General features: G+C 72.2%; 31 protein-coding genes. 25 read left to right on the top strand and 6 right to left on the bottom strand.

Annotation, left to right across the window (positions count from 1 at the left end; translation table 11 throughout):
- Positions 1-53: 53 nt before the first annotated feature.
- A complete protein-coding gene (locus KAK07_RS17945) occupies positions 54-1316 on the top strand; it encodes an alanine racemase (RefSeq protein ID WP_210853335.1) in 1263 nt (420 codons plus the stop codon).
- On the opposite strand, the gene KAK07_RS17940 is transcribed toward KAK07_RS17945, so the two are convergent.
- Together KAK07_RS17940 and KAK07_RS17935 are read right to left on the bottom strand one after the other, a co-directional pair.
- Positions 1300-2382, bottom strand: coding sequence for a GGDEF domain-containing protein (locus KAK07_RS17940; RefSeq protein WP_210862266.1), 1083 nt, complete (start codon positions 2380-2382; stop codon positions 1300-1302). The genes KAK07_RS17945 and KAK07_RS17940 overlap by 17 nt on opposite strands.
- Positions 2383-2491: 109 nt before the next feature.
- Complete coding sequence (locus KAK07_RS17935; RefSeq protein ID WP_210862265.1) at positions 2492-3484, bottom strand: MerR family transcriptional regulator; 993 nt, start codon at positions 3482-3484, stop codon at positions 2492-2494.
- Between the two features lie 168 nt (positions 3485-3652).
- Here KAK07_RS17935 and KAK07_RS17930 point away from each other — a divergent pair, with 168 nt between their 5' ends.
- The 15 genes from KAK07_RS17930 to KAK07_RS17860 all read left to right on the top strand — a co-directional run bounded on the left by KAK07_RS17930 (position 3653) and on the right by KAK07_RS17860 (position 16691).
- On the top strand, positions 3653-4954 hold the full coding sequence (locus tag KAK07_RS17930; protein WP_210853340.1) for an NAD(P)/FAD-dependent oxidoreductase: 1302 nt from the start codon (positions 3653-3655) through the stop codon (positions 4952-4954).
- Entirely contained in the window at positions 4951-5718 is a 768-nt protein-coding gene (locus tag KAK07_RS17925) for a DUF1365 domain-containing protein (RefSeq protein ID WP_210862263.1), read from the top strand. Before KAK07_RS17930 ends, KAK07_RS17925 begins: the two co-directional genes overlap by 4 nt.
- A 24-nt stretch (positions 5719-5742) precedes the next feature.
- Positions 5743-6966: an SAM-dependent methyltransferase gene (locus tag KAK07_RS17920; RefSeq protein ID WP_210862261.1), complete on the top strand. Its 1224-nt coding sequence runs from the start codon at positions 5743-5745 to the stop codon at positions 6964-6966.
- A 3-nt stretch (positions 6967-6969) separates the two neighbouring features.
- Positions 6970-7500, top strand: a complete 531-nt coding sequence (locus KAK07_RS17915; protein ID WP_210862258.1) for a chalcone isomerase family protein — start codon at positions 6970-6972, stop codon at positions 7498-7500.
- Between the two features lie 52 nt (positions 7501-7552).
- Positions 7553-8806 (top strand): MFS transporter, encoded by a 1254-nt coding sequence (locus KAK07_RS17910; protein ID WP_310740748.1) that lies wholly within the window; start codon positions 7553-7555, stop codon positions 8804-8806.
- On the top strand, positions 8803-9342 hold the full coding sequence (locus tag KAK07_RS17905; protein ID WP_210853350.1) for a DUF3833 domain-containing protein: 540 nt from the start codon (positions 8803-8805) through the stop codon (positions 9340-9342). Before KAK07_RS17910 ends, KAK07_RS17905 begins: the two co-directional genes overlap by 4 nt.
- Complete coding sequence (locus tag KAK07_RS17900; protein WP_210862254.1) at positions 9339-10109, top strand: SDR family NAD(P)-dependent oxidoreductase; 771 nt, start codon at positions 9339-9341, stop codon at positions 10107-10109. Before KAK07_RS17905 ends, KAK07_RS17900 begins: the two co-directional genes overlap by 4 nt.
- Positions 10106-10552 carry a nuclear transport factor 2 family protein gene (locus KAK07_RS17895; protein ID WP_247664431.1) on the top strand — a complete coding sequence of 149 codons (447 nt, stop codon included), beginning with the start codon at positions 10106-10108 and terminating at the stop codon, positions 10550-10552. The genes KAK07_RS17900 and KAK07_RS17895 overlap by 4 nt, the downstream gene beginning before the upstream one ends.
- 46 nt (positions 10553-10598) lie before the next feature.
- A complete protein-coding gene (locus KAK07_RS17890; RefSeq protein WP_210862252.1) occupies positions 10599-11393 on the top strand; it encodes an endonuclease in 795 nt (264 codons plus the stop codon).
- 36 nt (positions 11394-11429) lie between these two features.
- Positions 11430-12107 carry a response regulator gene (locus KAK07_RS17885; protein WP_210862244.1) on the top strand — a complete coding sequence of 226 codons (678 nt, stop codon included), beginning with the start codon at positions 11430-11432 and terminating at the stop codon, positions 12105-12107.
- The gene (locus KAK07_RS17880) at positions 12097-13503 is read left to right on the top strand and encodes a sensor histidine kinase (protein WP_210862242.1); all 1407 of its coding nucleotides are present in this window, start codon (positions 12097-12099) and stop codon (positions 13501-13503) included. Before KAK07_RS17885 ends, KAK07_RS17880 begins: the two co-directional genes overlap by 11 nt.
- Before the next feature lie 18 nt (positions 13504-13521).
- On the top strand, positions 13522-14907 hold the full coding sequence (locus tag KAK07_RS17875) for a cytochrome c1 protein (RefSeq protein WP_210862240.1): 1386 nt from the start codon (positions 13522-13524) through the stop codon (positions 14905-14907).
- A 2-nt stretch (positions 14908-14909) separates the two neighbouring features.
- The gene (locus KAK07_RS17870) at positions 14910-15278 is read left to right on the top strand and encodes a c-type cytochrome (RefSeq protein ID WP_210862238.1); all 369 of its coding nucleotides are present in this window, start codon (positions 14910-14912) and stop codon (positions 15276-15278) included.
- Positions 15275-15856, top strand: coding sequence for a NapC/NirT family cytochrome c (locus tag KAK07_RS17865; protein WP_210862236.1), 582 nt, complete (start codon positions 15275-15277; stop codon positions 15854-15856). Before KAK07_RS17870 ends, KAK07_RS17865 begins: the two co-directional genes overlap by 4 nt.
- Positions 15857-15926: 70 nt before the next feature.
- Positions 15927-16691, top strand: coding sequence for a TerC family protein (locus KAK07_RS17860; protein ID WP_210862234.1), 765 nt, complete (start codon positions 15927-15929; stop codon positions 16689-16691).
- Positions 16692-16740: 49 nt separating this feature from the next.
- Here the strand turns inward: KAK07_RS17860 and KAK07_RS17855 are convergent, their stop codons facing one another.
- Genes KAK07_RS17855 through cobA form a run of 4 tightly spaced genes read right to left on the bottom strand, consistent with a single transcriptional unit; the run spans position 16741 to position 19203 of the window.
- On the bottom strand, positions 16741-17334 hold the full coding sequence (locus KAK07_RS17855; protein ID WP_210862231.1) for a nitroreductase family protein: 594 nt from the start codon (positions 17332-17334) through the stop codon (positions 16741-16743).
- Positions 17324-17776, bottom strand: a complete 453-nt coding sequence (locus tag KAK07_RS17850) for a hypothetical protein (RefSeq protein ID WP_210862229.1) — start codon at positions 17774-17776, stop codon at positions 17324-17326. The genes KAK07_RS17855 and KAK07_RS17850 overlap by 11 nt, the downstream gene beginning before the upstream one ends.
- On the bottom strand, positions 17773-18360 hold the full coding sequence (locus tag KAK07_RS17845) for an RDD family protein (RefSeq protein ID WP_210853375.1): 588 nt from the start codon (positions 18358-18360) through the stop codon (positions 17773-17775). The genes KAK07_RS17850 and KAK07_RS17845 overlap by 4 nt, the downstream gene beginning before the upstream one ends.
- Before the next feature lie 51 nt (positions 18361-18411).
- Entirely contained in the window at positions 18412-19203 is a 792-nt protein-coding gene (gene cobA, locus KAK07_RS17840; protein ID WP_210862227.1) for a uroporphyrinogen-III C-methyltransferase, read from the bottom strand.
- A 183-nt stretch (positions 19204-19386) separates the two neighbouring features.
- Between cobA and KAK07_RS17835 the strand changes: the two genes are divergently transcribed.
- Genes KAK07_RS17835 through KAK07_RS17795 form a run of 9 tightly spaced genes read left to right on the top strand, consistent with a single transcriptional unit; the run spans position 19387 to position 26505 of the window.
- The gene (locus KAK07_RS17835) at positions 19387-21108 is read left to right on the top strand and encodes a cytochrome D1 domain-containing protein (RefSeq protein WP_210853385.1); all 1722 of its coding nucleotides are present in this window, start codon (positions 19387-19389) and stop codon (positions 21106-21108) included.
- 51 nt (positions 21109-21159) lie between these two features.
- Positions 21160-21465, top strand: coding sequence for a c-type cytochrome (locus KAK07_RS17830; protein ID WP_210862225.1), 306 nt, complete (start codon positions 21160-21162; stop codon positions 21463-21465).
- A gap of 2 nt (positions 21466-21467) precedes the next feature.
- The gene (locus tag KAK07_RS17825) at positions 21468-21797 is read left to right on the top strand and encodes a c-type cytochrome (protein WP_210862223.1); all 330 of its coding nucleotides are present in this window, start codon (positions 21468-21470) and stop codon (positions 21795-21797) included.
- Positions 21797-22972, top strand: a complete 1176-nt coding sequence (locus KAK07_RS17820) for a cytochrome D1 domain-containing protein (protein ID WP_210862437.1) — start codon at positions 21797-21799, stop codon at positions 22970-22972. The genes KAK07_RS17825 and KAK07_RS17820 overlap by 1 nt, the downstream gene beginning before the upstream one ends.
- Before the next feature lie 4 nt (positions 22973-22976).
- Positions 22977-23972: a siroheme decarboxylase subunit beta gene (ahbB, locus tag KAK07_RS17815; protein WP_210862221.1), complete on the top strand. Its 996-nt coding sequence runs from the start codon at positions 22977-22979 to the stop codon at positions 23970-23972.
- Positions 23956-24426 carry an Lrp/AsnC family transcriptional regulator gene (locus tag KAK07_RS17810; RefSeq protein WP_210862219.1) on the top strand — a complete coding sequence of 157 codons (471 nt, stop codon included), beginning with the start codon at positions 23956-23958 and terminating at the stop codon, positions 24424-24426. The genes ahbB (KAK07_RS17815) and KAK07_RS17810 overlap by 17 nt, the downstream gene beginning before the upstream one ends.
- Positions 24413-24892 (top strand): siroheme decarboxylase subunit beta, encoded by a 480-nt coding sequence (ahbB, locus tag KAK07_RS17805; protein ID WP_210862218.1) that lies wholly within the window; start codon positions 24413-24415, stop codon positions 24890-24892. Before KAK07_RS17810 ends, ahbB (KAK07_RS17805) begins: the two co-directional genes overlap by 14 nt.
- Positions 24893-24894: 2 nt before the next feature.
- Positions 24895-26226: a heme d1 biosynthesis radical SAM protein NirJ gene (gene nirJ, locus KAK07_RS17800; RefSeq protein WP_210862216.1), complete on the top strand. Its 1332-nt coding sequence runs from the start codon at positions 24895-24897 to the stop codon at positions 26224-26226.
- 42 nt (positions 26227-26268) lie between these two features.
- Positions 26269-26505, top strand: coding sequence for a hypothetical protein (locus KAK07_RS17795; RefSeq protein WP_210853398.1), 237 nt, complete (start codon positions 26269-26271; stop codon positions 26503-26505).
- Positions 26506-26526 lie beyond the last annotated feature (21 nt).

The raw sequence follows: 26526 nt of genomic DNA, 5'->3' as shown, positions 1-26526 counted from the left end.
TTTTCGATCAGTTCTCGATCAGCCCGACCGTGCCAGGCCGCTACGATCGGCCCATGCTGATCGACCACGACTTCAAGGGCTTCCCGCCGCTGCACCCGCCGCTGCCGCTGTCGGCCATCGGCGCTCAGGGCTGGCAGCTGCTGCGCGGCGACCTGGCCCTGCCGCTGGCGGTGCTGCGCGAGGACGCGCTGCGCCACAACCTGGCCTGGATGCGCGACTTCTGCGCCGAGCGCGGCCTGAGCCTGGCGCCGCATGGCAAGACCAGCATGTCGCCCGAGCTGTGGGCGCTGCAGCGCGAGGCCGGCGCCTGGGGCCTGAGCGTGGCCACCGCCTGGCAGGCGGCGCAGGCCGCGCGGCACGGCATGGCGAACATCGTCATCGCCAACCAGGTGGTGCAGGCGGCCGAGCTGGACACGCTGGCCGGGCTGCTGGACCGCGACCCGGCGCTGCGCCTGTGGTTCCTGGTGGACTCACCGGCCCAGGTGGCGCTGATCGAGGCCTGGCAGGTGGCGCGCGCAAGCGCCCGGCGTTTTGACGTGCTGCTGGAGCTGGGTCTGGCCGGCCAGCGCACCGGCACGCGCCACCACGACGAGGCCCTGGCGCTGGGACGGCGCATCGCCGCCAGCCCGGCGCTGCGCCTGGCGGGCCTGGAGTGTTACGAGGGCGCGCTGGCCACCTGCAACGACGCCCAGGATGTGCCGGCGGTGAACGCGCTGATGGACCGGGTGGACGCGCTGGCCCGCGCGCTGCTGGCCGAGGGCGCCTTCGACACCGGCGGCGCGGCGCTGATCCTCAGCGCCGGCGGCTCCTCGGTGTTCGATCTGGTGGCGGCGCGGCTGCAGCCCGACCTGGGCGTGCCGGTGCGCGGCGTGCTGCGCTCGGGCTGCTACCTGACCCACGACCACGTCCATTACCACCGCCATCTGCAGTGCATGGGCCTGCGCCTGCGCCAGGCCACGACGCTGCAGCCGGCGCTGGAAGTGCTGGCCGCGGTGCAGTCGGTGCCCGAGCCCGGGCTGGCGCTGCTGGGCTGCGGCAAGCGCGATGTGTCCTTCGACATGGACCTGCCGCTGCCGCTGTGGCGCGCCCAGCCGGGCGACACCGCCGCGGCGCCGGTGCCGGCCGGCTGGCAGATCAGCCGGCTCAACGACCAGCACGCCTACCTGCGCTTCGACGCCGCAGACCCCGCGCCCGAGGTGGGCGAGATCATCGGCCTGGGCATCTCGCACCCCTGCACCAGCTTCGACAAGTGGCGCTGGCTGCCGCTGGTGGACGCCGCCTACCGCGTCACCGGCGCGGTCACGACGCGGTTCTGACCCGGTTGCGGCCGTCGCGCTTGGCGGCGTAGAGCGCCAGGTCGGCGGCGCGCAGCAGATCGCTGCCGTCGCCCTCGTCCTCGGCGCTCAGACAGGCCACGCCGGCACTGACGGTCATGTCCACCTGCTCGTCGATCCAGGCCAGCGGCCGGGCCGCCAGGGCGGCGCGCAGGCGGTCGATGCTGGCCACGGCGAGCGCCAGGTCGGTGTCCGGCATCAGCACCACGAACTCCTCGCCGCCCAGACGACCGCCGGTGTCGTAGCCGCGCAGCTCGCGCCGCATCAGCTCGGCGAACTGGCGCAGCACCTGGTCGCCGGCCTCGTGGCCATGGTGGTCGTTGACGCTCTTGAAGTGGTCCAGGTCCAGCACCGCCACACTGAGGGGCCGGCCGCTGCGGCGCGCGCGCGCCACCTCGCCCTGCAGCGCCTCCAGCAGCGCGCGGCGGTTGCGCAGGCCGGTCAGCGCGTCGGTGTCGGCCAGGGCCAGCAGGCGCTGTTCGTTGAGGTCGGCGGCCCACTCGCTCAGCGCGGTCAGGGCAATCGCCACCGTGATGCACCCGACCACCAGCGACTGGCTGATCGACTTCTGGGTGGCCGCGGGCAGCGCCTGCAGCGACGCGTGGGCCGGCCAGCCCCATTGGTCGAAGGCCAGGAAGATCAGCGCGTTGCACAGCGACAGCACCAGCGCCGAGCGCCATTGCGCCAGCGGGAAGAAGGCCAGCGTCAGCACGGCGAACAGCAGGAAGTAGATGTGGGCGCCCAGGGCGGTGCCGATGCCCGCCAGGACCGCCGCCAGTGTGCCGCCCATCGCCAGCGCGAACACCAGCCAGCGCGCCTGCTGGTCACGTCCCTGCGCGTTCAGGCGCCAGACCAGCGGCACACCCAGCACGAAGGGCAACTGTGCCCAGCCCGTGCGCACCAGCGCCGGATTGCCGCTCCACTGGTAATAGGCGAAGTAGGCCAGGATGGTCAGCGCCACCCCCGCGGCGCCCAGGTTGACCTGCATGATCTTGCGGCGGGTCGTCACGCTGGCCTGGCTGCGCGCGCCCGCCCACAGCCAGTCCATCCAGGGCAGGCAGCGGGCAGGGGAGGACGACGGGCAACTGGACATCAACCAGGACGCAGGGCTGTGTATCGGTGATACATCGGCCCGCGTGGCCGAGTCTTGAGCTGGGTCAGGCGGCGCGCCAGGCCTCGACCAGCGCCGGCAGTTCATCGAGCCGCGCGACCGCCTGCACGCCCTGCGGTGGGCGCGGTCCCAGCAGCGCCTGCACCGGTCCGCCCACCCACAGGCCGACGGCCGGCGGCAGCGCGGTGCGCAGGCTCTGCAGGCCCGACCGCAGCGCGCGCGGCTGGGCCAGGCGGCTGGTGCCCAGCGCCACCACATCGACCGCCAGCCGGCGCGTGGCCTCGGCGATCTCGGCCACCGGGGTGTCCGGGCCCAGCATCACGGTCTCGCAGCGCTGCAGGGCCAGCGCCGCCTGCGCCATCAGCAGGCCCAGCGTGTGCTGCTCGCCCGGCAGCGTGGTCAGCAGCACGCGGGGCGGCCGCGCCGGGGCGGCGGCGCCGGGCGCCAGCGCCGCGGTGGCTTCGCGCAGCGAGGCCTCGACGGTGTCGGTGAACAGGTGCTCCTGGAACACCGACAGCTCACCTCGCGACCAGGCCTCGCCCACCTGCGCGGCCAGCGGCGCCACCACCTCCTGCAGCGTGGCCAGCAGCCCGCGCGCCAGCATCTGCTGCTGCAGGCCGGCGCGCAAAGCGTCGGTGCGGTGCGCCTGCACCAGCGCCAGCCAGGACGGATCCAAGGCGCCCAGGGACTGCGCCGCGACCTGCGCGGCGCGGGCATGGCGCGCGCGCGGACGGCGCCCGGCCGGGGGCTGCCCGCACAAGGCCTGCAACTCCGCCACCGGCAGCGGCACCACCTGGCCCGGCCGGTGGCCGGCATCGAGCAGGCGGCGGATCAGGCGCAGGCGCTGCAGCTGGGCCTCGTCGTATCGGCGCTCACCCTGGGCGTCGCGCTCGGGCGTCGGAAAACCGTAGCGCCGCTCCCAGACCCGCAGCGTGTCCTTGCCCAGGCCGGTCTCGCGCACCACGTCGGCAATGCCGTGGGTCGCCGCCGGCGGGCGCTCGGGCGCGTCGGGCGAAGACCGTGTCGACATTGGGGGCATGGCCGCATTGTCGAGGACGATCCCGGACATCTCCAAGTGAATAACCATTTTGTCGTAGACAAAACGGTCGTTTGTTGGATACTGTCCACGTCGCTCATCCGTGCGGGCGCATCGCTCGTACGGGTTCCCAGGGGGTCGCACTCCTCAGCCCGCACACAAGGACTCTTCATGAGAATCGCCATCGTCGGCTCCGGCATTTCCGGCCTCGCGGTCGCCCATGCGCTGCGCGGGCAGGCCGAGCTGACGCTGTTCGAGGCGGGCTCGCACTTCGGCGGCCATGCGCACACCGTGGACGTCACGCTGCCCACCGCCCAGGGCCCGGTGACCCACGGCGTGGACACCGGCTTCCTGGTCTTCAACCACCGCACCTACCCGCGGCTGCTGCGCCTGTTCGACGCGCTCGACGTGCCCACGGCGCCGTCGGACATGTCCTTCTCGGTGCAGGCCCCCACCGCACAGGGGCCGCTGGAATGGAGCGGCCATTCGCTGGACACGGTCTTCGCCCAGCGCAGCAACCTGCTGCGCCCGCGCTTCTGGGGCATGTTGAGCGATCTGTTGCGCTTCAACCGCCTGTGCACCCGTCTGGCCGACAGTGGCGAGGAGGCCGCGCTGCAGGAACCGCTGCAGGACTTCCTGGACCGTCACCGCTTCGGCACCGCGCTGCGCGAGCACTACCTGCTGCCGATGCTGGCCTGCATCTGGAGCTGTCCCACCGACCAGATGCTGCGCTTCCCGGTGGCCACGATGATCCGCTTCTGCCACAACCACGGCCTGCTGCAGGTGAGCGACCGGCCGCAGTGGTACACGGTGCGCGGCGGCTCGCGCGAGTACGTGCGGCGCATCGTCGCCGGTCTGGCCGATGCCCGCCTGGACACCCCGGTGCGCGCGATCCAGCGCCTGCCCGGCGGGGTGCGGGTGCACACCGACCAGGGCAGCGAGGCCTTCGACGAGGTCGTGCTGGCCACCCACGCCCCGCAGGCGCTGGCGCTGCTGGGCGAGCAGGCCGACGCGCTGGAGCGCTCGGTGCTGGGCGCGATCCGCACCCAGCCCAACCGCGCCGTGCTGCACACCGACGCGTCGGTGCTGCCCAGTCGCACCGCCGCCTGGGCGGCCTGGAACTTCGAGAGCGCCGGCCAGGGCACGCGCGAGGTCTGCCTGCATTACCTGATCAACCGCCTGCAGCCGCTGCCCTGGTCGCAGCCGGTGGTGGTGTCGCTGAACCCGCTGCGGCCGATCGCGCCCCAGCATGTGCTGGGCGAGTTCGATGTCGCCCACCCGGTGTTCGACCAGGCCGCGATCGACGCCCAGCGCCGCCTGCCGGCGCTGCAGGGTCAGCACCACACCTGGTTCTGCGGCGCCTGGGCCGGCTATGGCTTCCACGAGGACGGCCTGGCCGCCGGCCAGCGCGTGGCCGAGGCGCTGGCGCTGCGCATCGCCGAGCAGCCGCCGCGCGCGCTGGAGGCCGCGTGAACACCGCCCAGCTGGGCTTCGGCCAGGTGCGGCACACGCGGCTGCGTCCGCAGCGCCACGCCTTCGCCTACCCCAGCGCCTTCCTGATGCTGCCCATGCGCAGCCTGCAGCGCGCGCCGGGCGCGCTGCCGCGCAACCGCTGGGCGCCGATCGCCTTCTGGGACCGCGACCACGGCGACGGCCGCGGCCCGGAGGACGGCGGCGCGCTGGCCTGGCTGGACGAGCTGCTGCGCAGCGAGGGCATCACCGATGCGGGCGGCGAGGTCTGGCTGCAGTGCTTCCCGCGCGTGCTGGGCCACACCTTCAAGCCGGTCAGCTTCTGGTGGTGCGAGCGCGCCGACGGTACGCTGCGCGCGGTCGTCGCCGAGGTCAACAACACCTTCGGCGAGCGCCACTGCTACCTGCTGGATGACCCGCGCGAAGGCCAGGAGCTGCGCGCCGACAAGGTCTTCCATGTCTCGCCCTTCTGCGATGTGGCCGGCAGCTACCGCTTCCGCCTGCTGCGCACCCAGCGCCCCGGCGAAGCGCCGCGCGTGGTGGTGCGCGTCGACCACGACGACGCCCAGGGCGCGCTGCTGCAGACCAGCTGGAGCGGCGCGCTGGAACCCGTCACGCCGGCGGCGCTGCGCCGCGCCTGGCTGCGCCACCCGCTGCTGACGCTGGGCATCGTCTGGCGCATCCACTGGCAGGCCCTGGGCCTGTGGTGGCGGCGCACCGGTTTCCGCTCCAAGCCCGCGCCGCCGGCGCGCTTCGTCACCCGCTGACCGACGTCATCGAGAGGCCCCCCGATGAACACCCGCACCCTGCGCTCCCCGCTGTCCCTGGCGCTGCCCGGCGACACCCCCGCCGCCGCCCGCACCGTGCTGCGCCTGCTCGAAGGCCTGCAGCACGGCCAGCTGACGCTGCAACTGCCCGGTGGCGCCGTGCAGCACTTCGGCGCCCACGATGCGCCGCTGCACGCCCAGCTGCACCTGCACGACTGGACGCCCTTCTCGGCCGCGCTGAAGTCCGGCGACATCGGCTTCGCCGAGGCCTGGATCGACGGCCGCTGGAGCACCCCTGACCTGCCGCTGCTGCTGCGCGTGCTGGCCGCCAACCGGCCGGTGCTGGACGAAGCGATCTTCGGCCGCTGGTGGGGCCGGCTGGCCTATCGGCTGCGTCACCTGATGCGCCGCAACACCCGCGCCAACAGCCGCAAGAACATCCATGCCCACTACGACCTGGGCAACGACTTCTACCGCCTGTGGCTGGACGAGACGATGAACTACTCGTCGGCCTGGTTCGCCGGCGACCGCCAACGCAGCCTGCCCGAGGCCCAGCACGCCAAGGTGCAGCGCGTGCTGCAGCAGGCGCGCGTGCAACCCGGCTCGCGCGTGCTGGAGATCGGCTGCGGCTGGGGCGCGCTGGCCGAAGCCGCCGCCGGCGCCGGGGCGCAGCTCACCGGCGTGACGCTGTCCACCGAGCAGCTGGCCTGGGCGCGCGAGCGCCTGGCCAAGGCCGGTCTGCAGGCCGACCTGCGTCTGCAGGACTACCGCGACATCGACGACGGCCCGTATGACGCGATCTGCTCGGTCGAGATGATCGAGGCGGTCGGCCGCGAATGGTGGCCCACCTACTTCCGCAGCCTGAAGAAGCTGCTGGCGCCGGGCGGCCGGGTCTGCCTGCAAAGCATCGTGATCCGCGACGAGCTGTTCGAGCGCTACCTGCAGGGCACCGACTTCATCCAGCAGTACATCTTCCCCGGCGGCTGCCTGCCCAGCCCCGAAGCCATCCGCCAGCACGCGGCGGCGGCCGGCCTGAAGGTGGTCGACGCGATGGCCTTCGGCCCCGACTACGCCCGCACCTGCGCGCTGTGGCGCGAGCGCTTCCTGGCCAGGCGGGCCGAGGCCGCCGGCCTGGGCTTCGACGAGCGTTTCCAGCGCACCTGGGAGTTCTACCTCGCCTACTGCGAGGCCGGCTTCACCCAGGGCGACATCGACGTGCTGCACGTCACGCTGGCCCACGCCGACTGAACCATGCACCGCCGCACGCTGCTGGCCGCTGCGCTGGCCCCGCTGGCCGCCCACGGCCACGAACCCAGCGCGCGCCAGGCCGGCCTGCAGCCGGCCGGCGAATCGCTGTTCAAGGTCTGGGGCTTCGAGGTCTATGTGGCGCGGCTGTGGGTGGCGCCGGGCTTCCGCGCCGCTGATTTCGCCGCCGCGCCGCTGGCGCTGGAGCTGGCCTACCGGCGCGCCTTCAGCGGCGCCGACATCGCTCGCCGCTCGCTGACCGAGATGCGCCGCCAGGAGAAATTCGACGACACCCAGGCGGCACGCTGGGAGAGCCAGCTCAGCGCGCTGCTGCCCGACGTGCGCGCCGGCGAATCACTCAGCGGCCTGCACCGCCCGGGCGAAGGTGCCGAGTTCCTGCGCGGCGATGGCCGCTCGCTGGGCGTGCTGCGCGATGCGCGCTTCTCGAAGCTGTTCTTCGGCATCTGGCTGTCGCCGCGCACCTCCGAGCCCGCGCTGCGCCGCGCCCTGCTGGGACCCTTCGCCGAGGCGGGATGAGCGCACCGGCCCGCTTCACCGCGCGTCGGCGCGCCGCCCCGAGGGTCGCCCCGTGAGTGCCGCGGCCGACGCTGGCGCGGGCTGGCGCTACGGGCTGCTGGGCGCACCGGTGGCCTTTGCCAGCGTGCCGCTGTACGTGCACCTGCCGCACCACTACGCGCAGACCCTGGGCTGGCCGCTGGCCGCGCTGGGCACGCTGCTGCTGGCCTCGCGCCTGGCCGACGCGCTGATCGACCCGCTGCTGGGCCGCTGGGTCGACCGCCTGCATGCCCGCTCGCCGGGCCGCGTGCTGGCCTTTGGGGCCGGCGCGGCGGTGGTGATGGCGCTGACGATGTGGCTGCTCTTCTTCCCGCCCTGGCCCGCCGCCCTGCAGTGGCCGGGCGCGGCGCTGACGCTGCTGCTGGCCTGCGCCAGTGCCAGCGCGCTGGCCATCGCCCACCAGGGCTGGGGCGCGCGGCTGGGTGGCGATGCGCTGCAGCGCGGCCGCATCGTGGCCTGGCGCGAAGGCCTGGGCCTGGCCGGCGTGCTGGCCGCCTCGGTCACGCCGGAGCTGGCCGGCTACGCTGCGTCACTGGCGCTGTGCGCGCTGTTGCTGGGCCTGGGCTGGTGGGCCTGGACCGCCGCGCCCCGGCCGCAGCCGGTGGCCGCCGCCGACGCCGGCGACTGGCGACGCCCCTGGCAGCAGGCCGCCTTCCGCCGTCTGCTGGCGGTGTTCGCGCTCAATGGCATCGCCAGCGCGATCCCGGCCACGCTGGTGCTGTTCTACATTGCCGACCGCCTGCAGGCCGCCGCCCCCTGGCCCGGCCTGCTGCTGGCGGCCTACTTCGGCGCTGCGGCCGCGGCACTGCCGCTGTGGCTGCAGGCGGTGGCGCGCTGGGGCCTGGCACGGTCGTGGATGGCCGGCATGGGGCTGTCCATCCTGGCGTTCATCGGCGCCGCGGCGCTGGACGCGGGCGATGCGCCCTGGTTCCTGGCGGTCTGCCTGGCCGCGGGCGCCGCGCTGGGGGCCGACCTGGCCCTGCCCGGGGCGCTGCTGTCGGGCGTGATCGGCCGCGCGGGCGACCGTGGCCGGCACGACGGCGCCTATGTCGGCTGGTGGCAGGTCGTCACCAAGCTCAATCTGGCCCTGGCGGCCGGCGCGGTGCTGCCGCTGCTGGCCGCGCTGGGCTACCAGCCGGGCGAGCGCGACCCGGCCGCGCTGGCCTGGCTGGCCGCGGTCTACGCGCTGCTGCCCTGCGCCCTGAAGGCCCTGGCCGCACTGCTGCTGTGGCGGCTGTGGGCTGCTCACCCGGAGGATCTCGCATGAAACGCCGCCACCTGCTGCTGGCCAGCGCCGGCATCCCGCTGACCCAGTTGGCCGGCTGCGCCCACCCCTCGATCGCCGACCATGCGGCCGAGAAGCCGCTGCTCGACCTGCGCCAGTACTTCGCCGGCCGGGTGATGGCGCACGGCGTGTTCCAGGACCGCTTCGGCCGCGTGGTGAAGCGCTTCACGGTGCAGATCGACGGCCGCTGGCAGGGCGAACAGGGCGAGCTGGACGAGCGCTTCACCTACTCGGACGGCAGCACCCAGCGCCGCGTCTGGCGCCTGACCCACCTGGGCAACGGCCGCTGGCAGGGCCAGGCCGACGACGTGGTGGGCCTGGCCAGCGGCGAGGCCGCCGGCAATGCGCTGAACTGGCGCTACACGCTGCGCCTGCCGATCGACGGCCGCGAGTGGGAGGTGCAGTTCGACGACTGGATGTGGCTGGTCGACGAGCGCGTGCTGCTCAACCGCGCGGTGATGAGCAAATTCGGAGTGACACTCGGCGAGGTGCTGATCTCCTTCACCCGATCCCCATGAGCCTCAATCCCCCCCTGACCGACTGGCGCGAGCGCAGCGTCTGGATCGTCGGCGCCAGCAGTGGCATCGGCGCCGCGCTGGCCGCCGCGCTGCATGAGCGCGGGGCGCGGGTGACGGTGTCGGCGCGCCGGCTGGATGCGCTGCAGGCGCTGGAGCGGCAGCACCCGGGCCTGCGGCCGATCGCGCTGGATGTGACCGACGCCGCCGCGCTGGAGGCCACGGTGGAGCGCCTGTTCTCGTCCAACCCGCCCGACCTGGTCTGCTACTGCGCCGGCCACTACGAGCCCGGCGGCGCCAGGGAGCTGAGCCTGCGCGGCTGGGAACAGCACCGCGCCGTCAACCTGGACGCCGCCGTGGCGCTGTCGCTGGCGGTGCTGCGGCCGATGCGCGCGCGCGGCCATGGTCACCTCAGCCTGGTCAGCAGCGTGGCCGGGCACCGCGGCCTGCCCAATGCGCTGGCCTATGGCACCACCAAGGCCGCGCTCACCCACTTCAGCGAGGCCCTGCACCTGGAGCTGGCGCCGCTGGGCGTGGGCATCAGCGTGGTGACGCCCGGCTTTGTCGAGACCCCGATGACCGCCGTCAACGACTTCCGCATGCCCGCCGTCATCACCCCGGCTCAGGCCGCCCAGGCCATCCTGGCCGGCTGGGCGCGCGGGCGCTTCATGATCGACTTTCCGCGCCGCTTCACGTTCTGGCTGGACCTGCTGCGCTGCCTGCCCTACGCGTGGTACTTTCCGCTGGTGCGACGCCTCACTCGCCGATGACGCTGCCGATGACGCCACCGATCAGCCCGCTGGACCTGCTGGTCGATTTCTACGAACGCCTGCAGCCCGCCGACCTGGCCCGGCTGCCGCAGCTCTATGCCGCCGAGGCCCGCTTCAAGGACCCGTTCAACGAGGTCCAGGGCATCGCCGCGATCGAAGCGGTGTTCGAGCACATGTTCCGCCGCCTGCAGGGCCCGCGCTTCGTGGTGACCGAGCGGGTGGATGGCGGCGAGCAGGCCTTCCTGACCTGGGACTTCCTGTTCACGCTGCCGGGCGAGCACAGCGAACGCCGCATCCGCGGCGCCACCCACCTGCGCTTCGACGCCGCAGGCCGCGTGACGCTGCACCGCGACTACTGGGACGCCGCCGAGGAACTGTACGAGCAGCTCCCCGTGCTGGGCGCGCTGATGCGCTGGCTCAAGCGCCGCGCGCGCCGTGGCTGAGGACCCGCGTTCCCAGGCCGACGCTCTGCGTTCCCAGGCCGAGGCCTTGCCTGAGTCCCCCGGCGTCTACCTGTTCTGGGGCCGCTCGGCCACGCTGCCGCTGTACATCGGCAAGAGCATCCACCTGCGCAGCCGCGTGCTGTCGCACCTGCGCGACCCCGACAGCGCCCGCTGGGTGGCGCAGAGCCTGCGCATCGAGCACCGCCGAACGCCCGGCGAGGTGGGCGCGCTGCTGCTGGAAGCGGCCCTGGTCAAGCAGTTGCAGCCGCTGCACAACCAGCGCCTGCGCCGGGTGCGCCACCTGCATGCCTGGCGTCTGGCCAACGGGGCCGACGGCACCGACCGGCCCGAACTGGTCGACACCACGCGGGTGGACTTCGCCACCACGCCGCACCTGCACGGCCTGTTCGCCAGCCGCCATGCGGCCCAGGGTGCGCTGCGCGCGATGGCCGACGAGCACCGGCTGTGCCTGCAACGCCTGGGCCTGGAGCGCGCCTGGCGCGGCAGCGGGGCCTGTTTTCGCGCCAGCATCGGCCGCTGTGGCGGCGTCTGCGCCGGCGGTGAGACGCCCGCCGCGCACGACGCCCGGCTGCGCGCCGCGCTAGCGGCGCTGCGCCTGCTGGTCTGGCCGCACCCGGGCGCCGTCGGCCTGATCGAGCGCGACGAGACCGGCTGGCAGCAGGTCCATGTGTTGCGCCACTGGTGCTACCTGGGCAGCGCCGACACACTGGACGCGGCGCGCGCCCTGGACCGCAGCGCCCCGGGCTTCGACATGGACAGCTACCGCATCCTCAGCGGCGGCCTGTTGCGCGACGGCGCCGAGCTGGTGGCCCTGGCTTAAGGTCGCAGCAACACGCATCTGGCAGCATCTCGCCCCATGCGCGTGCTGCTGGTTGAAGACGATGCCCCGCTGGCCCGCTCGGTGTCCGAGGCACTGGGCCAGGCCGGCTTCACGGTCGAGTGGCTGGACCGCGGCGAGACCGCCGAGGCCGTGCTGCTATGCACCGACTACGACCTGGCCATCCTGGACATCGGCCTGCCCGGCATCAGCGGCCTGGCGCTGCTGCGCCGCGTCCGCCACGCCGGACGGCGCCTGCCGGTGCTGATGCTGACCGCCCGCGACGCGCTGGAAGACCGGGTGCGCGGTCTGGACGAGGGCGCCGACGACTACCTCGTCAAGCCCTTCCAGACGCCCGAGCTGGTCGCCCGCTGCCACGCGCTGGTGCGCCGCGGCCGCTCGGCCCGCGGCCGCACGCTGGGCTTCGGGCCGCTGCAGATGGATGTCGGCCTGCGCGAGGCCCGGCTGGGCGAGGCCCCGCTGGCGCTGACCGGCCGCGAATGGGATCTGCTGGAGCATCTGTTGCTCAGCGCCCCCGAGGTGGTGGCCAAGCAGCGCCTGATCGACTCGCTCAGCCGCTGGGACAACGAGCTGACCGCCAACGCCGTCGAGATCTACGCCTCGCGCCTGCGCGGCAAGCTGGCCGGCAGCGGCGTGGCGCTGCGCACCGTGCGCGGCCTGGGCTACCGGCTGGAGCTGGACGCCGGTGTCGCCTAGACGCCTGCCCCGCCATCCGCTGCGCTCGCTGGCCGGCCGGCTGCTGCTGGCGGTGGGCCTGCCGCTGGCGCTGCTGGTGCTGATCGGCGCCACGGTCGACTATGTCAGCGCCCGGCGCCTGACCGACGAGTCGCACGACCGCGCGCTGGCCAGCCTGGCCGTGGGCCTGTCGGCGCGGCTGGAGGCCGAGGGCGACGGCGACCTCGCCGCCCACCTGCCGGCCATGGTGCAGGCCCTCAGCCGGGCCCAGCCCGACGATCCGCTGCACTACCTGGTGCTGCAGGCCAGCGGCGCCCCGCTGGCCGGCGACCTGGCGCTGGCCACGCTGCGCCGCGCCGAGACCGACGAGGACACGCAGATCTTCAACGCCCGCCTGGGCGGCCAGCCGGTGCGGGTGGTGCAGCACCGCTACCGCGGCCCCGATGCGCGCGCCACCATCCTGGTGGCCGAAACCGTCAACGGCCGCCGCCGCGAAGCCCGCGAGCTGCTGTATGTGACCGCCGCCACCAACCTGGCGATCGCACTGGCGGTGGTCGCGGCGGCCCTGGTCGCGGTGCGCTTCGCGCTGCGACCGCTGGACCTGCTGGGCGAGCGCCTGGAACGCCACGAGATCGACGAGCTGCGCCCGCTGCCGCTGCGCCTGGCGCCGCACGAGACCGTGCCGCTGCTGCGCGCGATCAACCGCCTGGTCAGCCGGGTGCGCGCCACCGCCCGCGCGCGCCAGGCCTTCATCGACGGCACCGCGCACCAGCTGCGCACGCCGCTGGCCAGCCTGAGCACGCAGGTCGATCTGCTGTCGCGGGAAGCCCTGCCGGCGCCGGTGGCCGCCCGCGTGGCCGAGGTGTCGCAGTCGGTGCAGCGCCTGTCGCACCTGGCGCACCAGATGCTGGCGCTGGCGCGCGCCGGCGGCGAAGGCGCGGCGCCGGTGCCAATGGGCCCGCTGACGCTGTCCGACCTGCTGCAGGACGCCGCCAACGCCAGCCTGGACGCCGCGCTGGCCCGGCACGTCGACCTGGGCTTCGAGACCGGCGAGGCGCGGGTGATCGGCTCGCGCTGGCTGCTGCGCGAACTGCTGCTGAACCTGGTGGGCAACGCGATCCAGCACACCCCCGAAGGCAGCACCGTGACCGCCCGCTGCGGCGTGGCGGACGGCCGGCCCTTCCTGGAGGTCGAGGACGACGGCCCCGGCATCCCGCCAGCCGACCGGGCGCGCGTCTTCGAGCGCTACGTGCGGCTGAACGAGCACGACCGGCTGGGATCGGGTCTGGGCCTGGCCATCGTGCGCGAAATCGCCGAGCGCCATGGCGCCCAGGTCTCGATCCACGACGGCCCGGGCGGCCGCGGCAGCCGGGTGCGGGTCGATTTCCAGCCGTTACGCATGCTGTCAGCGGATTGAAGGCTGCGCCCGCGGAGGATGGACACCAGTTTGTCCAACACCCGCCAGGAAGCCCTGATGCACCGCACCTCCACGGCCCACCGTGCCGCCCGCCTGCTGGCCGGCGCCGCGCTGCTGGCCGCCAGCCTCACCCCCGCCTGGGCCGTGCCCAGCTTCGCCCGCCAGACCGGCAGCGAATGCGCCGCCTGCCACGTCGGCGCCTTCGGTCCGCAGCTCACGCCCTTCGGCCAGCAGTTCAAGATCAACGGCTATACCGAGACCGACGGCCAGGACGGCAAGGTCCCGCTGTCGGCCATGATGATCGCCAACCTCACGCGCAGCGCCAGGGACCTGCCGGAGGTGCCCGACCACTTCAAGGCCAACAACAACAGCGCGATCCAGGAGACCTCGGCCTTCCTGGCCGGCCGGCTGACCGACCACATCGGCGCCTTCGTGCAGTCCACCTATGCCGGCGTCGACCGCGCCTGGGCACTGGACCAGCTGGACCTGCGCTATGCGCGCAGCCTGACGCTCGGCGACAAGGAGACCACCGTCGGCCTGGCCATCAACGGCAACCCCACGCTGACCGACCCCTTCAACACGCTGGGCCAGTGGCGCTTCCCGTACACCGCGAGCGACTTCGGCTTCGGCCAGGGCCCGACACCGCTGATGGAGAACCTGGCCGGTGCGGTGCTGGGCGCCAATCTGTACGCGCTGCATGACAAGCACTGGTATGGCGAGCTGGGCCTGTACAAGTCGCTGTCGACCAAGGCGATCAGCGCCATCAACGCCGAGGACGTGGGCCGCCTGTCGCATCCCGCGCTGTACTGGCGCCTGGCCTACCTGGATGACCGCAAGCGTGACAACTGGCATGTCGGCCTGTCAGGCCTGTCCGCCGCGCTGGCGCCCGACCGCGCCGCGCCGTCCAGCACCGACCATTTCAGCGACTGGGGCCTGGACGCCGGCTACCAGTGGCTGGGCAACCGCGAGCACGTCGTCACGCTCAACGCCAGCTGGATGCACGAGGGCCAGAAGCTCAAGGCCACCCAGGCCGTCGGCGGCGCCAGCAACGCGAGCGGCTCGCTCAAGACCTGGCGCCTGACCGGCTCCTACACCTGGCAGCAGACCTGGGGCGCCACCGCCGGCCTGTTCGGCAGTGGCGGCAGCGCCGACACCGGCCTGTGGGGCGGCAGCTCCTACAGCGCCAGGCCCGACACCAATGGCTACATGCTGCAGCTGGACTGGACGCCCTGGGGCAAGGAAAGCTCCTGGGGCTCGCCCTGGGCCAACCTGCGCGTGGGCCTGCAGTACACCGGCTACAGCAGGTTCAACGGCGGCAGCCACTACATCGACGACGTGAATGGTGTCGACCGCCGCGCCCGCGACAACAACACCACCATGCTGTTCTTCTGGTGGAGCCTATGAGCATGCGCCACACCCTCCCCCTGATCCTGCTGGCCGGCGCCGCGGCACTGGCCCATGCCGATGGCAACGCCAAACGCGGCGCCGACACCTTTGCCGAGGAATGCGGCGACTGCCACAGCGCCCAGCCCGGCAAGGACAAGAAGGGCCCCACCCTCACCGGCGTCAACGGCCGCAAGGCGGGCACCGTCGCCAGCTTCGCCGGCTACTCCGACGCCATGAAAGCCAGCGGCATCACCTGGACGCCCGAGAAGATCGACGCCTACATCACGGCGCCGAAGAAGGTGGTGCCCGGCGGCAAGATGAAGTACGACGGCCTGGGTGATGCCCAGGGCCGCGCTGATGTCATCGCCTTCGTGCTGCAGCTCAAATGAGGCGTCCGTCATCGGGTCGGCGAGGCTGGCTGGGTGCGCTCGCCCTGGTGCTGCTGGGCATGGCCATCGCGTTGGGTGGCACGGCCGGCCTGCACGCCACCAACCGCACCGAGTTCTGCATCACGTGCCACGAGATGAAGGACAACAACTTTGCCGAGTACAGCCACACCATCCACGCACGCAACCGCACCGGCGTGCAGGCCGGCTGCGGCGACTGCCATGTGCCGCACGAGTTTCCGGACGTGCTGTGGCGCAAGCTCGGCGCGGTCAAGGACATCGTCGGCCACTTCTCCGGCGAGATCGACACGCCCGAGCGCTTCGAGCAGCACCGGCTGGCGCTGGCGCAGCAGGTGTGGCAGCGCATGAAGGCCACCGACTCGCGCGAGTGCCGCAGCTGCCACAACGTTCAGGCCATGGACCCCGAGTTGCAGGGCAAGACGGCGCAGAAGCAGCACAAGCGCTTGGCCACCGAGGGCAAGACCTGCATCGACTGCCATTTCGGCATCGCCCACAAGGAGCCCGCCGGTGCCGAGCCGGCCGACCTGGACGCAGCGGCCTCCGCCCCGTCGGGGACCTGAAGATCCCCCGGCACTTCCCAAGGTCGTCAAGCCGCCCCTATCATCGCGCGCCCGAACACAGGACGCGCCCATGGAACTGCTGACCAGCCCCGAAGCCTGGATCGCCTTCGCCACGCTCACCGCGCTGGAGCTGGTGCTGGGCATCGACAACATCATCTTCATCTCGATCCTGGTCGACAAGCTGCCCAAGGCCAAGCAGGAATTCGCGCGTCGCCTGGGCCTGTTCATGGCGATGTTCATGCGCATCGGCCTGCTGCTGGTGCTGGCCTGGATCGTCGGCCTGGTGCAGCCGCTGTTCACCGTGTTCGGCCAGGGCATCTCGGGACGCGACCTGATCCTGATCCTGGGCGGCCTGTTCCTGATCTGGAAGAGCACCACCGAGATCCACGGCTCGCTCGAAGGCGAGGAGGGCCATGCCTCGGCCGCGGTGAAGACCACGCTGGCCGCGGTGATCGTGCAGATCATGATCGTCGACCTGGTGTTCTCGCTCGACTCGATCATCACCGCCGTGGGCATGGTCAGCGACGTGCGCATCATGATCGCCGCGGTGATCGCCTCGGTGGGCCTGATGATGCTGTTCGCCGCGCCGATCGGCCGCTTCGTCTCGGACCACCCCACGATCAAGATGCTGGCGCTGTCCTTCCTGGTGGTGGTGGGCGTGGTGCTGATCGCCGAGGGCTTCGACCACCACGTGCCCAAGGGCTATGTCTACTTCGCCATGGCCTTCTCGCTGGGCGTGGAGATGCTCAACATCCACATGCGCAAGCGCGCCGCCAAGGTGGTGGACCTGCACAGCCCCTACGAGCCGGCCGCCGAGGATCCGAAGGCCCGCTGACCAGGGCGACGCCGAGCCAGTCGCCGCGAGGGACTTGCTCGGCCTTGCCTCAGGGCTCCCAGCGCGCGATCTCGTCCACCGCGGGCCGCAGCCGCGCCGGCTTGGCGCGGCTGACCGTGCCCAGCGTGATGCAGCACACCGCGTGCTCGCCCTCCTGCAGGCCGAAGGCCTGGCGCAGCGCGGCCGAGCGCATCGAGCGGCCACTGGTCAGCCCGCTGCCCCAGCCGCGCGCCTGCGCCGCCAGCAGCAGGTTCTGGATCGCTGCGCCCAGCGACACCAGGCGCTCGGCCTCGGCCACGCCGGGTTCGTCGGCACGCAGATCGGCCACCGCCAGCAGCAGCACCGGGCCGCGCAGCGCCTTGTCACGGGCATCGGCCACCTGGCTCTCGGTGGCCGCGGGATCGCGCTCCTGCAGCGCCTGCGCAAAGGCCTCGCCCAGCCGCGCCCGCGCCTGCGGGCCCAGCACATGGAAGCGCAACGGCCGCAGCTGCTGGTGATCGGGCGCCGCGGCGGCCGCCGCCAGCAGCACGCGCAGCGTGGCCTCGTCCGGCCCCGGCGCGACCAGGCGCTTGGGGCCGATGTGCTGGCGGCTGTGGATCAGCGCGTCGGCGAGGACGGCCAGATCGGTGTCGTCAGGGGTCATGGCGGAGGGACGTTGGAAGCGGTGGCATGGTGCCATGCCGGCGGCGCCACCACGCCGCCCCACCCACGAGGGCCAGCGCATGCAGCAGCGCTTCGACGACCGACATCACCAGGATGCGCGTCTCGCCCGAACCCGCGTAGGACAGCAGGTCGCTGCCCCGCAGCAGCAGCATCGGCGACGCCGCCGCCAGGGCCGCCCACCCCCAGCGCTGCGGCCACCAGCGGATCAGCCAGGGCACGGTGACCACCGCCGCCGCCAGCGAGCCGACGGCGGTGGCGCTGACCATCTCCAGGTACGGTCGCGGCCATACCAGCGGAAACAGGCGACCGGCCCATTGCCCAGAGGTCCAGCCCCAGACTGCGAAGGCCAGCACGGCCAACGCCAGCAGCCGACACAGCTGCCACAGCACCGCGACGACCGCGCGTGCGGGATGCCCGCTCATCGCTCGGGCGGCCGCCTGGGCGGGTCACCGAACTCGGCGTCACGCGCGCTGTACATCGGAATCGCTGGCGCCCGGTGCGGTTCGGGCGGCGGCAATCGCACCACCAGCGTCGCCGCCAGCCGATCGGTCAGCGAGCGGCGGTCTCTTAGGCTGTCGATCAGCACCAGGTCCAGCAGCAACCACGCGGTGCCGGCCGTGGGCAACCCTGCCCAGATCGTCAGCGACATCCCTTGCTGCAGGGCCGGGTGGTCGCCGGCCGCGATCAGCAGCCAGGGCAGGCTCAGCAGCACCGCCCGCCACAGGCCCTGCACCGGCCCCAGCGCCTGGCCATGGCGGCTCAGCACGGCCAGGTTCATGACGCGCTTGCCGGGTGTCACGCCTTCACGCAGCCCCAGGAAATAGGCGTGATAGGCCAGGAACAGCACCGCGAACTCGGTCACGCCGGGCGTGTGCGGCGACTCGTTCAGGTAGGCCACATAGCTCGCCGGAAACAGCCCCAGCGCACTGGCACACAGGTCGAACGCATAGGCCAGCGTGCGCGCCTGGCTGCCAGCGAGGTGGGCATGGGGATCGGTGGCGGGCATTGCCGAGGAGCGCGGGCGAGGATTTCCTTGCATTCTCCCCCAAGGCCCTAGTCAGCGGACTGCGGGCGCCACGCGCTGCGCCGACGCCAGCACCGAGCGCAAGCGCACCACCTCACCCACGAAGATCAGCGCCGGGGGCTGGATGCCGGCCTCGGCGGCCAGCGCGGGCAGCGTGGCCAGGGTGCCGTCCACGCAGCGCTGACCGGGCAGCGTCGCGCGCTCGACCAGCGCAGCCGGCGTGTGGGCCGGCAAGCCATGGGCCACCAGGCCGGCGCAGATCGCCGGCAGGTGGGCCACGCCCATGTAGATCACGCTGGTTTGCTGCGGCCGCGCCAGCAGCGACCAGTCCAGGTCCAGCGGGTGGCCCTCGCGGCCATGGCCGGTGGCCAGCACCAGCGCGCGGCCGTGGTCGCGGTGGGTCAGCGGAATGCCCGCCGCCGCCGCGGCGCCCTGTGCTGCGGTCAGGCCCGGGATCACCGTGAAGGGCACGCCGGCGATGGCCAGCGCCTCGGCCTCCTCACCACCGCGGCCGAAGATGTAGCCGTCGCCGCCCTTCAGGCGCAGCACGTCATGGCCCTGGTGTGCCAGGCGCACCAGCAGCGCGGTGATCTCGCGTTGCGGCAGCGCGTGGCGTGCCGACTCCTTGCCCACATAGTGCTTCTCGCAGCCCGGCGGCAGCAGGGCCAGCACCTCGTCGCCGACCAGGTGGTCGTGCAGCACCAGGCGGGCGCGCCGCAATGCCTTGACGGCCTTCACCGTCAGCAGTTCAGGATCGCCCGGACCGGCGCCGAGCAGCGTGACCGTGCCGAAGCGGCGCGGTGGATGGTCAAGGTCTCTGGGCATGGCGGCATCTTCGCGAGCCAGGCTCGGTGCCGTCCTTGAACCAGTTCAAGGACACCCCCGACCCCGCGGCGGGACGATGCCGACGCTCGCTGCTTCGACGATGGACAGCCGCCCGGCGAGCCCGCCCCCTGCACCCTGCACGGGCCGACCCACGCGCTGCTCCTCGAGGAACGAAGACACACCATGAACGCTCCGACGATTGCCCGGCTCACCGCGATGACCCTCGCGACGCTGCTGGCCACCGGCGCCCTGGCGCAGGACAAGAAGGCCGTCACCCAGCCCGAGATGAACTACCAGGCGGGCGGCTCTCCCCTGGCCAACGAGCCGATGTACCAGAGCACCAACCCAAAGGCCCCGCAGATGACGCAGGCCGAGTTCGACAAGGCCCGCCAGATCTACTTCGAGCGCTGTGCCGGCTGCCACGGCGTGCTGCGCAAGGGCGCCACCGGCAAGCCACTGACGCCCGACATCACGCTGGGCAAGGGCACCGACTACCTGAAGGTCTTCATCGCCTACGGCTCGCCCGCGGGCATGCCCAACTGGCAGACCAGCGGCGACTTCGACGAGAAGACCACCGACCTGATGGCGCGCTACATCCAGCAGGACCCTCCGCAACCGCCGGAGTGGAGCATGGAGGACATGAAGAAGACCTGGAAGGTCATCGTCCCGCCCGAGCAGCGGCCGACGAAGAAGATGAACGACTACAACATCGCCAACATCTTCTCCACCACGCTGCGTGACACCGGCGAGGTGGCGCTGATCGACGGCGACACCAAGCAGATCATCAACATCGTCAAGACCGGCTACGCGGTGCACATCAGCCGCCTGTCGGCCTCGGGCCGCTACCTGTTCGTGATCGGCCGCGACGCCAAGATCAACATGATCGACCTGTGGATGCCCAAGCCCGACAACGTGGCCGAGATCCGCGTGGGCCTGGAGGCGCGCTCGGTCGACACCAGCAAGTACAAGGGCTTCGAGGACAAGCTCGCCATCGCCGGCAGCTACTGGCCGCCGCAGTACACGATCATGAAGGGCGACACGCTGGAGCCGCTGAAGATCGTCGCCACCCGCGGCATGACGGTGGACAAGCAGGAGTACCACCCCGAGCCGCGCGTGGCCTCGATCGTGGCCAGCCACTTCAAGCCCGAGTTCGTGGTCAACGTGAAGGAAACCGGCAAGACCCTGCTGGTGGACTACTCCAACCTGAAGAACCTCAAGACCACCGAGATCGAGACCGCCCGCTTCCTGCACGACGGCGGCCTGGACAGCACCCACCGCTACTTCATGGTGGCCGCCAACCAGTCCAACAAGGTGGCCGCGGTGGACCTGAAGGAAGGCAAGCTGGCCGCGCTGATCGATGTCGGCAAGATCCCCCACCCGGGCCGGGGCGCCAACTTCACGCACCCGCAGTTCGGGCCGGTCTGGGCCACCAGCCACCTGGGCGACGAGACGATCTCGATGATCGGCACCGACCCCAAGGGCCACCCCCAGCAGGCCTGGAAGGTGGTGGACACGGTCAAGGGCCAGGGCGGCGGCTCGCTCTTCATCAAGAGCCACCCCAAGTCCACCCACCTGTATGTGGACACGCCGCTGAACCCCGATCCCAAGCTGTCGCAGTCGGTGGCGGTGTACGACGTGAAGAACCTGGCCAAGGGCTTCACCGTGCTGCCGATCGCCGAATGGGCCGGTCTGAGCGATGACGGTGCCAAGCGCGTGGTCCAGCCTGAGTACAACAAGGCCGGCGACGAGGTCTGGTTCTCGGTGTGGAGCGCCAAGAACAAGCAGAGCGCGCTGGTGGTGGTGGACGACAGGACGCTGAAGCTCAAGGCGGTGATCAAGGACCCGCGCCTGATCACGCCCACGGGTCACTTCAACGTCAACAACACCCAGCACGACATCTACTGACCCTGGGCGGGCGGGGTCCGGCCCTGCCCGCCCTCCGCGAAGGAGAGGCCCATGAAGACACTGCTGATCGCCACCGCATTGGCGCTGGCCGCCGCCGGCGCCCTGGCCCAGGCCGATGAGGCGATGAACAAGGCCGGCTGCCTGGCCTGCCATGCCAAGGACAAGAAGCTGGTGGGACCGTCCTTCAAGGACATCGCCGCCAGGTACAAGGGCCAGGACGTGGTGGCCAGGCTGATGGACAAGGTCCGCCAGGGCGGCTCCGGCAGCTTCGGCCCGATCCCGATGGCGCCCAACCCGCCCGACAAGATCAACGACGCCGACCTGAAGGCCGCTGTCGAGCAGATCCTGAAGACCTGAGCATGGCCCGCGCCGCCGTTCTGCTGCTGGCGCTGCTGCCCCTGGCGGCCGCCGCCGAGCCCGCGCCTGAGCGCCAGCAGCAGCTGGTGCGCATGGTGCGGCAGGACTGCGGCTCCTGCCACGGCATGCGGCTGACCGGTGGTCTGGGCCCGGCGCTCACGCCCGCGGCACTGGCCGGCCAGCCGCTCGAATCCATGGTCGCGACGATCGTCCACGGGCGTCCCGGCACCCCGATGCCGCCCTGGCGGGCGATGCTCAGCGAGCCCGAGGCGCGCTGGATCGCCGAGCGCCTGACGGCTGGTTTTCCTGAAGAAGCAAAGGCCCCGCGATGATGCGCCGCCGTGACACCCTGCTGGCCGCCGGCCTGCTGCCGCTGCTGGCCGCCTGCGCCACCCCCACCCTGCGCGGCAGCGGCGACCTGGGCGTGGTCGTGCAGCGCGCGCGTGGCGCGCTGTCCATCGTCGACACCAGCGAGCGCCGCGTCATCGGCGAGGTGGCCGGCCTGGGCGACCTGTCGCACGCCTCGGTGGTGTTCTCGCGCGATGGCCGCCTGGCCTATGTCTTCGGCCGCGACGGCGGGCTGACGATGGTCGACCTGCTGACCCAGCGCATCGTGCAGCGCGTGATGCAGGCCGGCAACTCGATCGGCGGCGCGATCAGCGCCGACGGCACGCTGGTGGCGGCGCAGAACTACACGCCGGGGGGCATCAAGGTCTTCGACGCCCGCACGCTGGCCCTGGTGGCCGATGTGCCCGCCGAATTCGCGCCCGGCCAGCGCTCGCGCGTGGTGGGCCTGGTCGACCTGCCCGGCCAGCACTTCGCCTACAGCCTGTTCGATGCCGACGCGATCTGGATCACCGATTGCAGCGACCCCGCGCACCCGGTGACCACCCGGCTCCCGGGCATCGGCCGCCAGCCCTACGATGCCCTGGTCACCCCGGATGGCCGCCACTACATCGCCGGCCTGTTCGGCGAGGACGGCCTGGCCATGGTCGACCTTTGGGCCGACCCCCCCCGCGTGCAGCGCATCCTGGGGGGCTACGGCCGCGGCCAGCAGCCGCTGCCGGTCTACAAGATGCCGCACCTGCGCGGCTGGGCGGTGGCCGGCCGCCACGCCTACCTGCCGGCCATCGGCCGCCACGAGGTGCTGGTGGTCGACACCGCCACCTGGCAGGAGGTGGGCCGCATCCCGGTGGCCGGACAGCCGGTGTTCGTGATGGCCCGGCCCGATGGTCGCCAGGTGTGGGTCAACTTCGCCGTGCCCGACTATGACCGCGTGCAGGTGATCGACACACCCGCGCAGCGCGTGGTGGCCACGCTGGAGCCCGGCAAGGCGGTGCTGCACCTGGAGTTCACGCCGCGCGGCGAGGCCGTGTGGATCAGCAGCCGCGACGCCCACCGCGTCAGCGTCATCGACACCGCCAGCCTGCGCACCCTGGCGCAGCTGACCGTGGATGCGCCCAGCGGCATCTTCTTCACCTCGCGCGCCGCGCGCATGGGGTTCTGACGCCATGGACCGGCTCAACCTGCTCAACACCTGGCAGCGCGGTCTGCCGCTGACCGAGCGTCCCTGGGACACCCTGGCCGCCGTGCATGGCACGACCGTACCGCGGCTGCTGGACGAATTGCGCGCCGCCCAGCGTGCGGGCCAGCTCAGCCGCGTCGGCGGCGTGTTCGCCGCCAGCGCCGGCGGCGCCGCGCTGCTGGCCGCGATGGCGGTGCCCGAGGCACGGCTGGACGCGGTGGCCGCCATCGTCTCGGCCCACGCCGGCGTCAACCACAACTATGCGCGCGAGCACCGGCACAATCTGTGGTTCGTGATGACCGGGCTGGACGCTGAGGCGGTAGAGCGCAGCCTGCAGACACTGGAGGCGGCCACCGCCCTGCCGGCGCTTCGTCTGCCCTTGCGCCGCCCCTACCGGATCGATCTGGGCTTTGACCTGCGGCAGCGCACCGCAGGCACCGCGCCCGACGAGCCGCGCCGCCGTCCTCCCGCGGTGGCCGATGCCGACCGCCCACTGGCCGCGCTGGTGGAGGACGGCCTGCCGCTTGTCGAGCGCCCGGTGGACGCCTGGTCCCAGGCCCTGGGTTGGACACCCTCGCGCGTGCTGCAGACGCTGGCACGCTGGCTGGACCAGGGCACGCTGCGCCGCTTCGGCCTGATCGTACGGCACCATGAGTTCGGCTTCACGCACAACGCGATGGCCGTGTTCGATGTGCCGGACACCCTGGTGGACGCGCTGGGCCCGCGCCTGGCCGCCCACGCCGGTGTGACGCTGTGCTACCGGCGCGAGCGTGCCGAGGGCTGGCCCTACAACCTCTACGGCATGGTCCACGGGCGTGACCGCGACAGCGTGCGCGCCGTGCTCGCCCAGGCCTGCGCCGCTGCCGGCCTGCAGGGCCTGCCGCAGCAGGTGCTGTTCTCCTGGCGGCGCTACAAGCAGACCGGCGCCCGCCGCTTCCGTGACCTCCCTGACGAGGAGACCCGCCATGCACTCGCCGGATGACCTGCGGCTGATCAGCCACCTGCACGGTGGCTTCCCGCTCAGCGACCGCCCGTTCCTGGAGGTGGGCCGCGCACTGGGCTGGAGCGAGGACCTGGTGATCGAGCGGCTGCGCCACCTGCTGTCGCACGGCGAGCTCACCCGCTTCGGTCCGCTGTTCCAGATCGAGCGCGCCGGGGGTCGCTTCGTGCTGGCTGCGATGGCCGTGCCCGAGGAGCGCTTCGACGCGGTGGCGGCGCAGGTCAACGCACTGCCCGAGGTGGCCCACAACTACCGCCGAGCGCATGCGCTGAACATGTGGTTCGTCATCGCCACCGAGGACGCGGCGCAGGTGTCCGCGGTGATTGGTCAGCTCGAGGCGGCCACCGGCCTGCCGGTGCTGGCCTTTCCGAAGGAGCGCGAGTACGCAGTGGAATTGCGCCTGCCGCTGATGGAGCCCGCCGATGGCACTCACTGAGTTCGACCGCGAGCTGATCGCCGCCACCCAGGGCGGCCTGCCCCTGGTCAACCGCCCCTACGAGGCCCTGGGCGCGATGCTGGGCGTGCCCGGCGAGACCGTGCGCCAGCGCCTGGCCGAGATGCTCGACAACGGCCTGGTGCGCCGCATTGGCGCCGTGCCCAACCACTACCGCCTGGGCTTCACCGCCAACGGCATGAGCGTCTGGGATGTGGACGATGCCCAGGTCGATGCGCTGGGCGCGCGCGTGGCGGCGCTGCCCGGTGTCAGCCACTGCTACCGCCGCCAGCGCCAGGGCAGCGTCTGGCCCTACAACCTGTTCGCGATGCTGCATGGCCGCCAGCGCCGCGAGGTGGAACGCCAGGCCGCGCAGATCGCCGCGCTGCTGGGCCCCGCCTGCCGCGCCCACGACATCCTCTACAGCACGGCCATCCTGAAGAAGACCGGGCTGAGACTGAAGGACTGAGCATGTTCCGTGTATCGCACTACCTGCGCGAGCTGGCCGAGGCCGAGCGCAGCAGCCAATACCCCTTGCCCCGTCGACGCGGGGCCGAGGGGGCCACGGCGCCGGAGCGCCGGGCCGCCCCAAGCCCGGCGCCTGCCCCCTTGGGGGGCGGCCGCCACGCGGCCGGGGGCGCCATCTCAGGCCCCGTGGTCATCTGGAACCTGATCCGCCGCTGCAACCTGACCTGCCAGCACTGCTACGCGCTGTCGGCCGACCACGACTACGCGGGTGAGCTGGACACCGGCGAGGTCTTCACCGTGATGGACGACCTGAAGGTCTTCGGCGTTCCGGTGCTGATCCTCAGCGGCGGCGAGCCGCTGCTGCGGCCCGATCTCTTCCCCATCGCCGAGCGCGCGCTGGCCATGGGTTTCTACACCGGCCTGTCGACCAACGGCACGCTGATCGACGAGGCGCTGGCCGATCGCATCACCGCCACCGGTTTCGACTACGTGGGCATCAGCCTGGACGGCCTGCGCGCCACCCACGACCGCTTCCGGCGCCTGGCCGGCGCGTTCGACCGCAGCCTGCACGCGGTGCGCCTGCTGCTGGCGCGCGGCGTGAAGGTGGGCCTGCGCTACACCATGACCGCCAGCAACGCGCCCGACTTCGAGCCGCTGCTGGACCTGATGCGCGCCGAGGGCGCGCCGAAGTTCTACTTCTCGCACCTGAACTACGCCGGCCGCGGCAACATCCACCGCGCCAAGGACGCCCAGTTCGCCGCCACCCGCGCCGCGCTCGACACCCTGTTCGACCGCGCCTGGGACGCCGCGCAGCGCGGCCTGGACGAGGAGTACGTGACCGGCAACAACGACGCCGACGGCCCCTGGCTGCTGCTGTGGCTGCAGCGCCGCCACCCGGACCTGCATGCCCGCTTTGGCGAGGCGCTGCGCCAGCGCCTGCAGGCCTGGGGTGGCAATGCCTCGGGGCTGCACGTGGCCAACATCGACAACCTGGGCGAGGTCCACCCCGACACCATGTGGTGGCACCACGCGCTGGGCAACGTGCGCCAGCGCCCCTTCAGCGCCATCTGGCCCGACACCCGCGACGCGCTGATGGCCGGCCTGAAGCAGCAGCCCCGCCCGGTGGGCGGCCGCTGCGCTGCCTGCCAGTACCTGGCGATCTGCGGCGGCAACACCCGCGTGCGCGCCCAGCAGCTGACCGGCGACCCCTGGGCCGAGGACCCGGGCTGCTACCTGGACGACGCCGAGATCGGTCTCGCCGAGGACCGGCCGCGCGTGCCCCTGAGCGCCTTCCGTTCGCAGCGCACTCTCAAGGTCCCTGTCGTGGCCGGCTGAAGCAGCCGACAATGCGGGTCTCGCCGCCCGGAGTCTGCCCCTGTGAAACCTTATGACATCGAGATCCAGCGCCTGAAGGCCATGCGCCACGACCACGGCCTGATCGAGGTCAGCGTGGATGCGCTGGTGCAGACGCGCAAGCTGCGCGACGATGAATCACCGTCCACGGTGCTGAGCCTGCCGGTCGAGCACGCCCGCACCCTGCTGCTGCTGCTGCGCCAGCAGCTGGCCGAGCTGGACAAGCTGCAGCCCCGCAGCCGCCGCTCAGGGCGGGCCTGAACCAGGCCCTGGCGCGACGCG

The sequence above is a fragment of the Ideonella alba genome, from assembly GCF_018069875.1.
In the GTDB taxonomy this organism is placed as follows: Bacteria; Pseudomonadota; Gammaproteobacteria; order Burkholderiales; family Burkholderiaceae_C; genus Ideonella; species Ideonella alba.
This window is presented reverse-complemented; position numbering and strand designations above follow the sequence as displayed.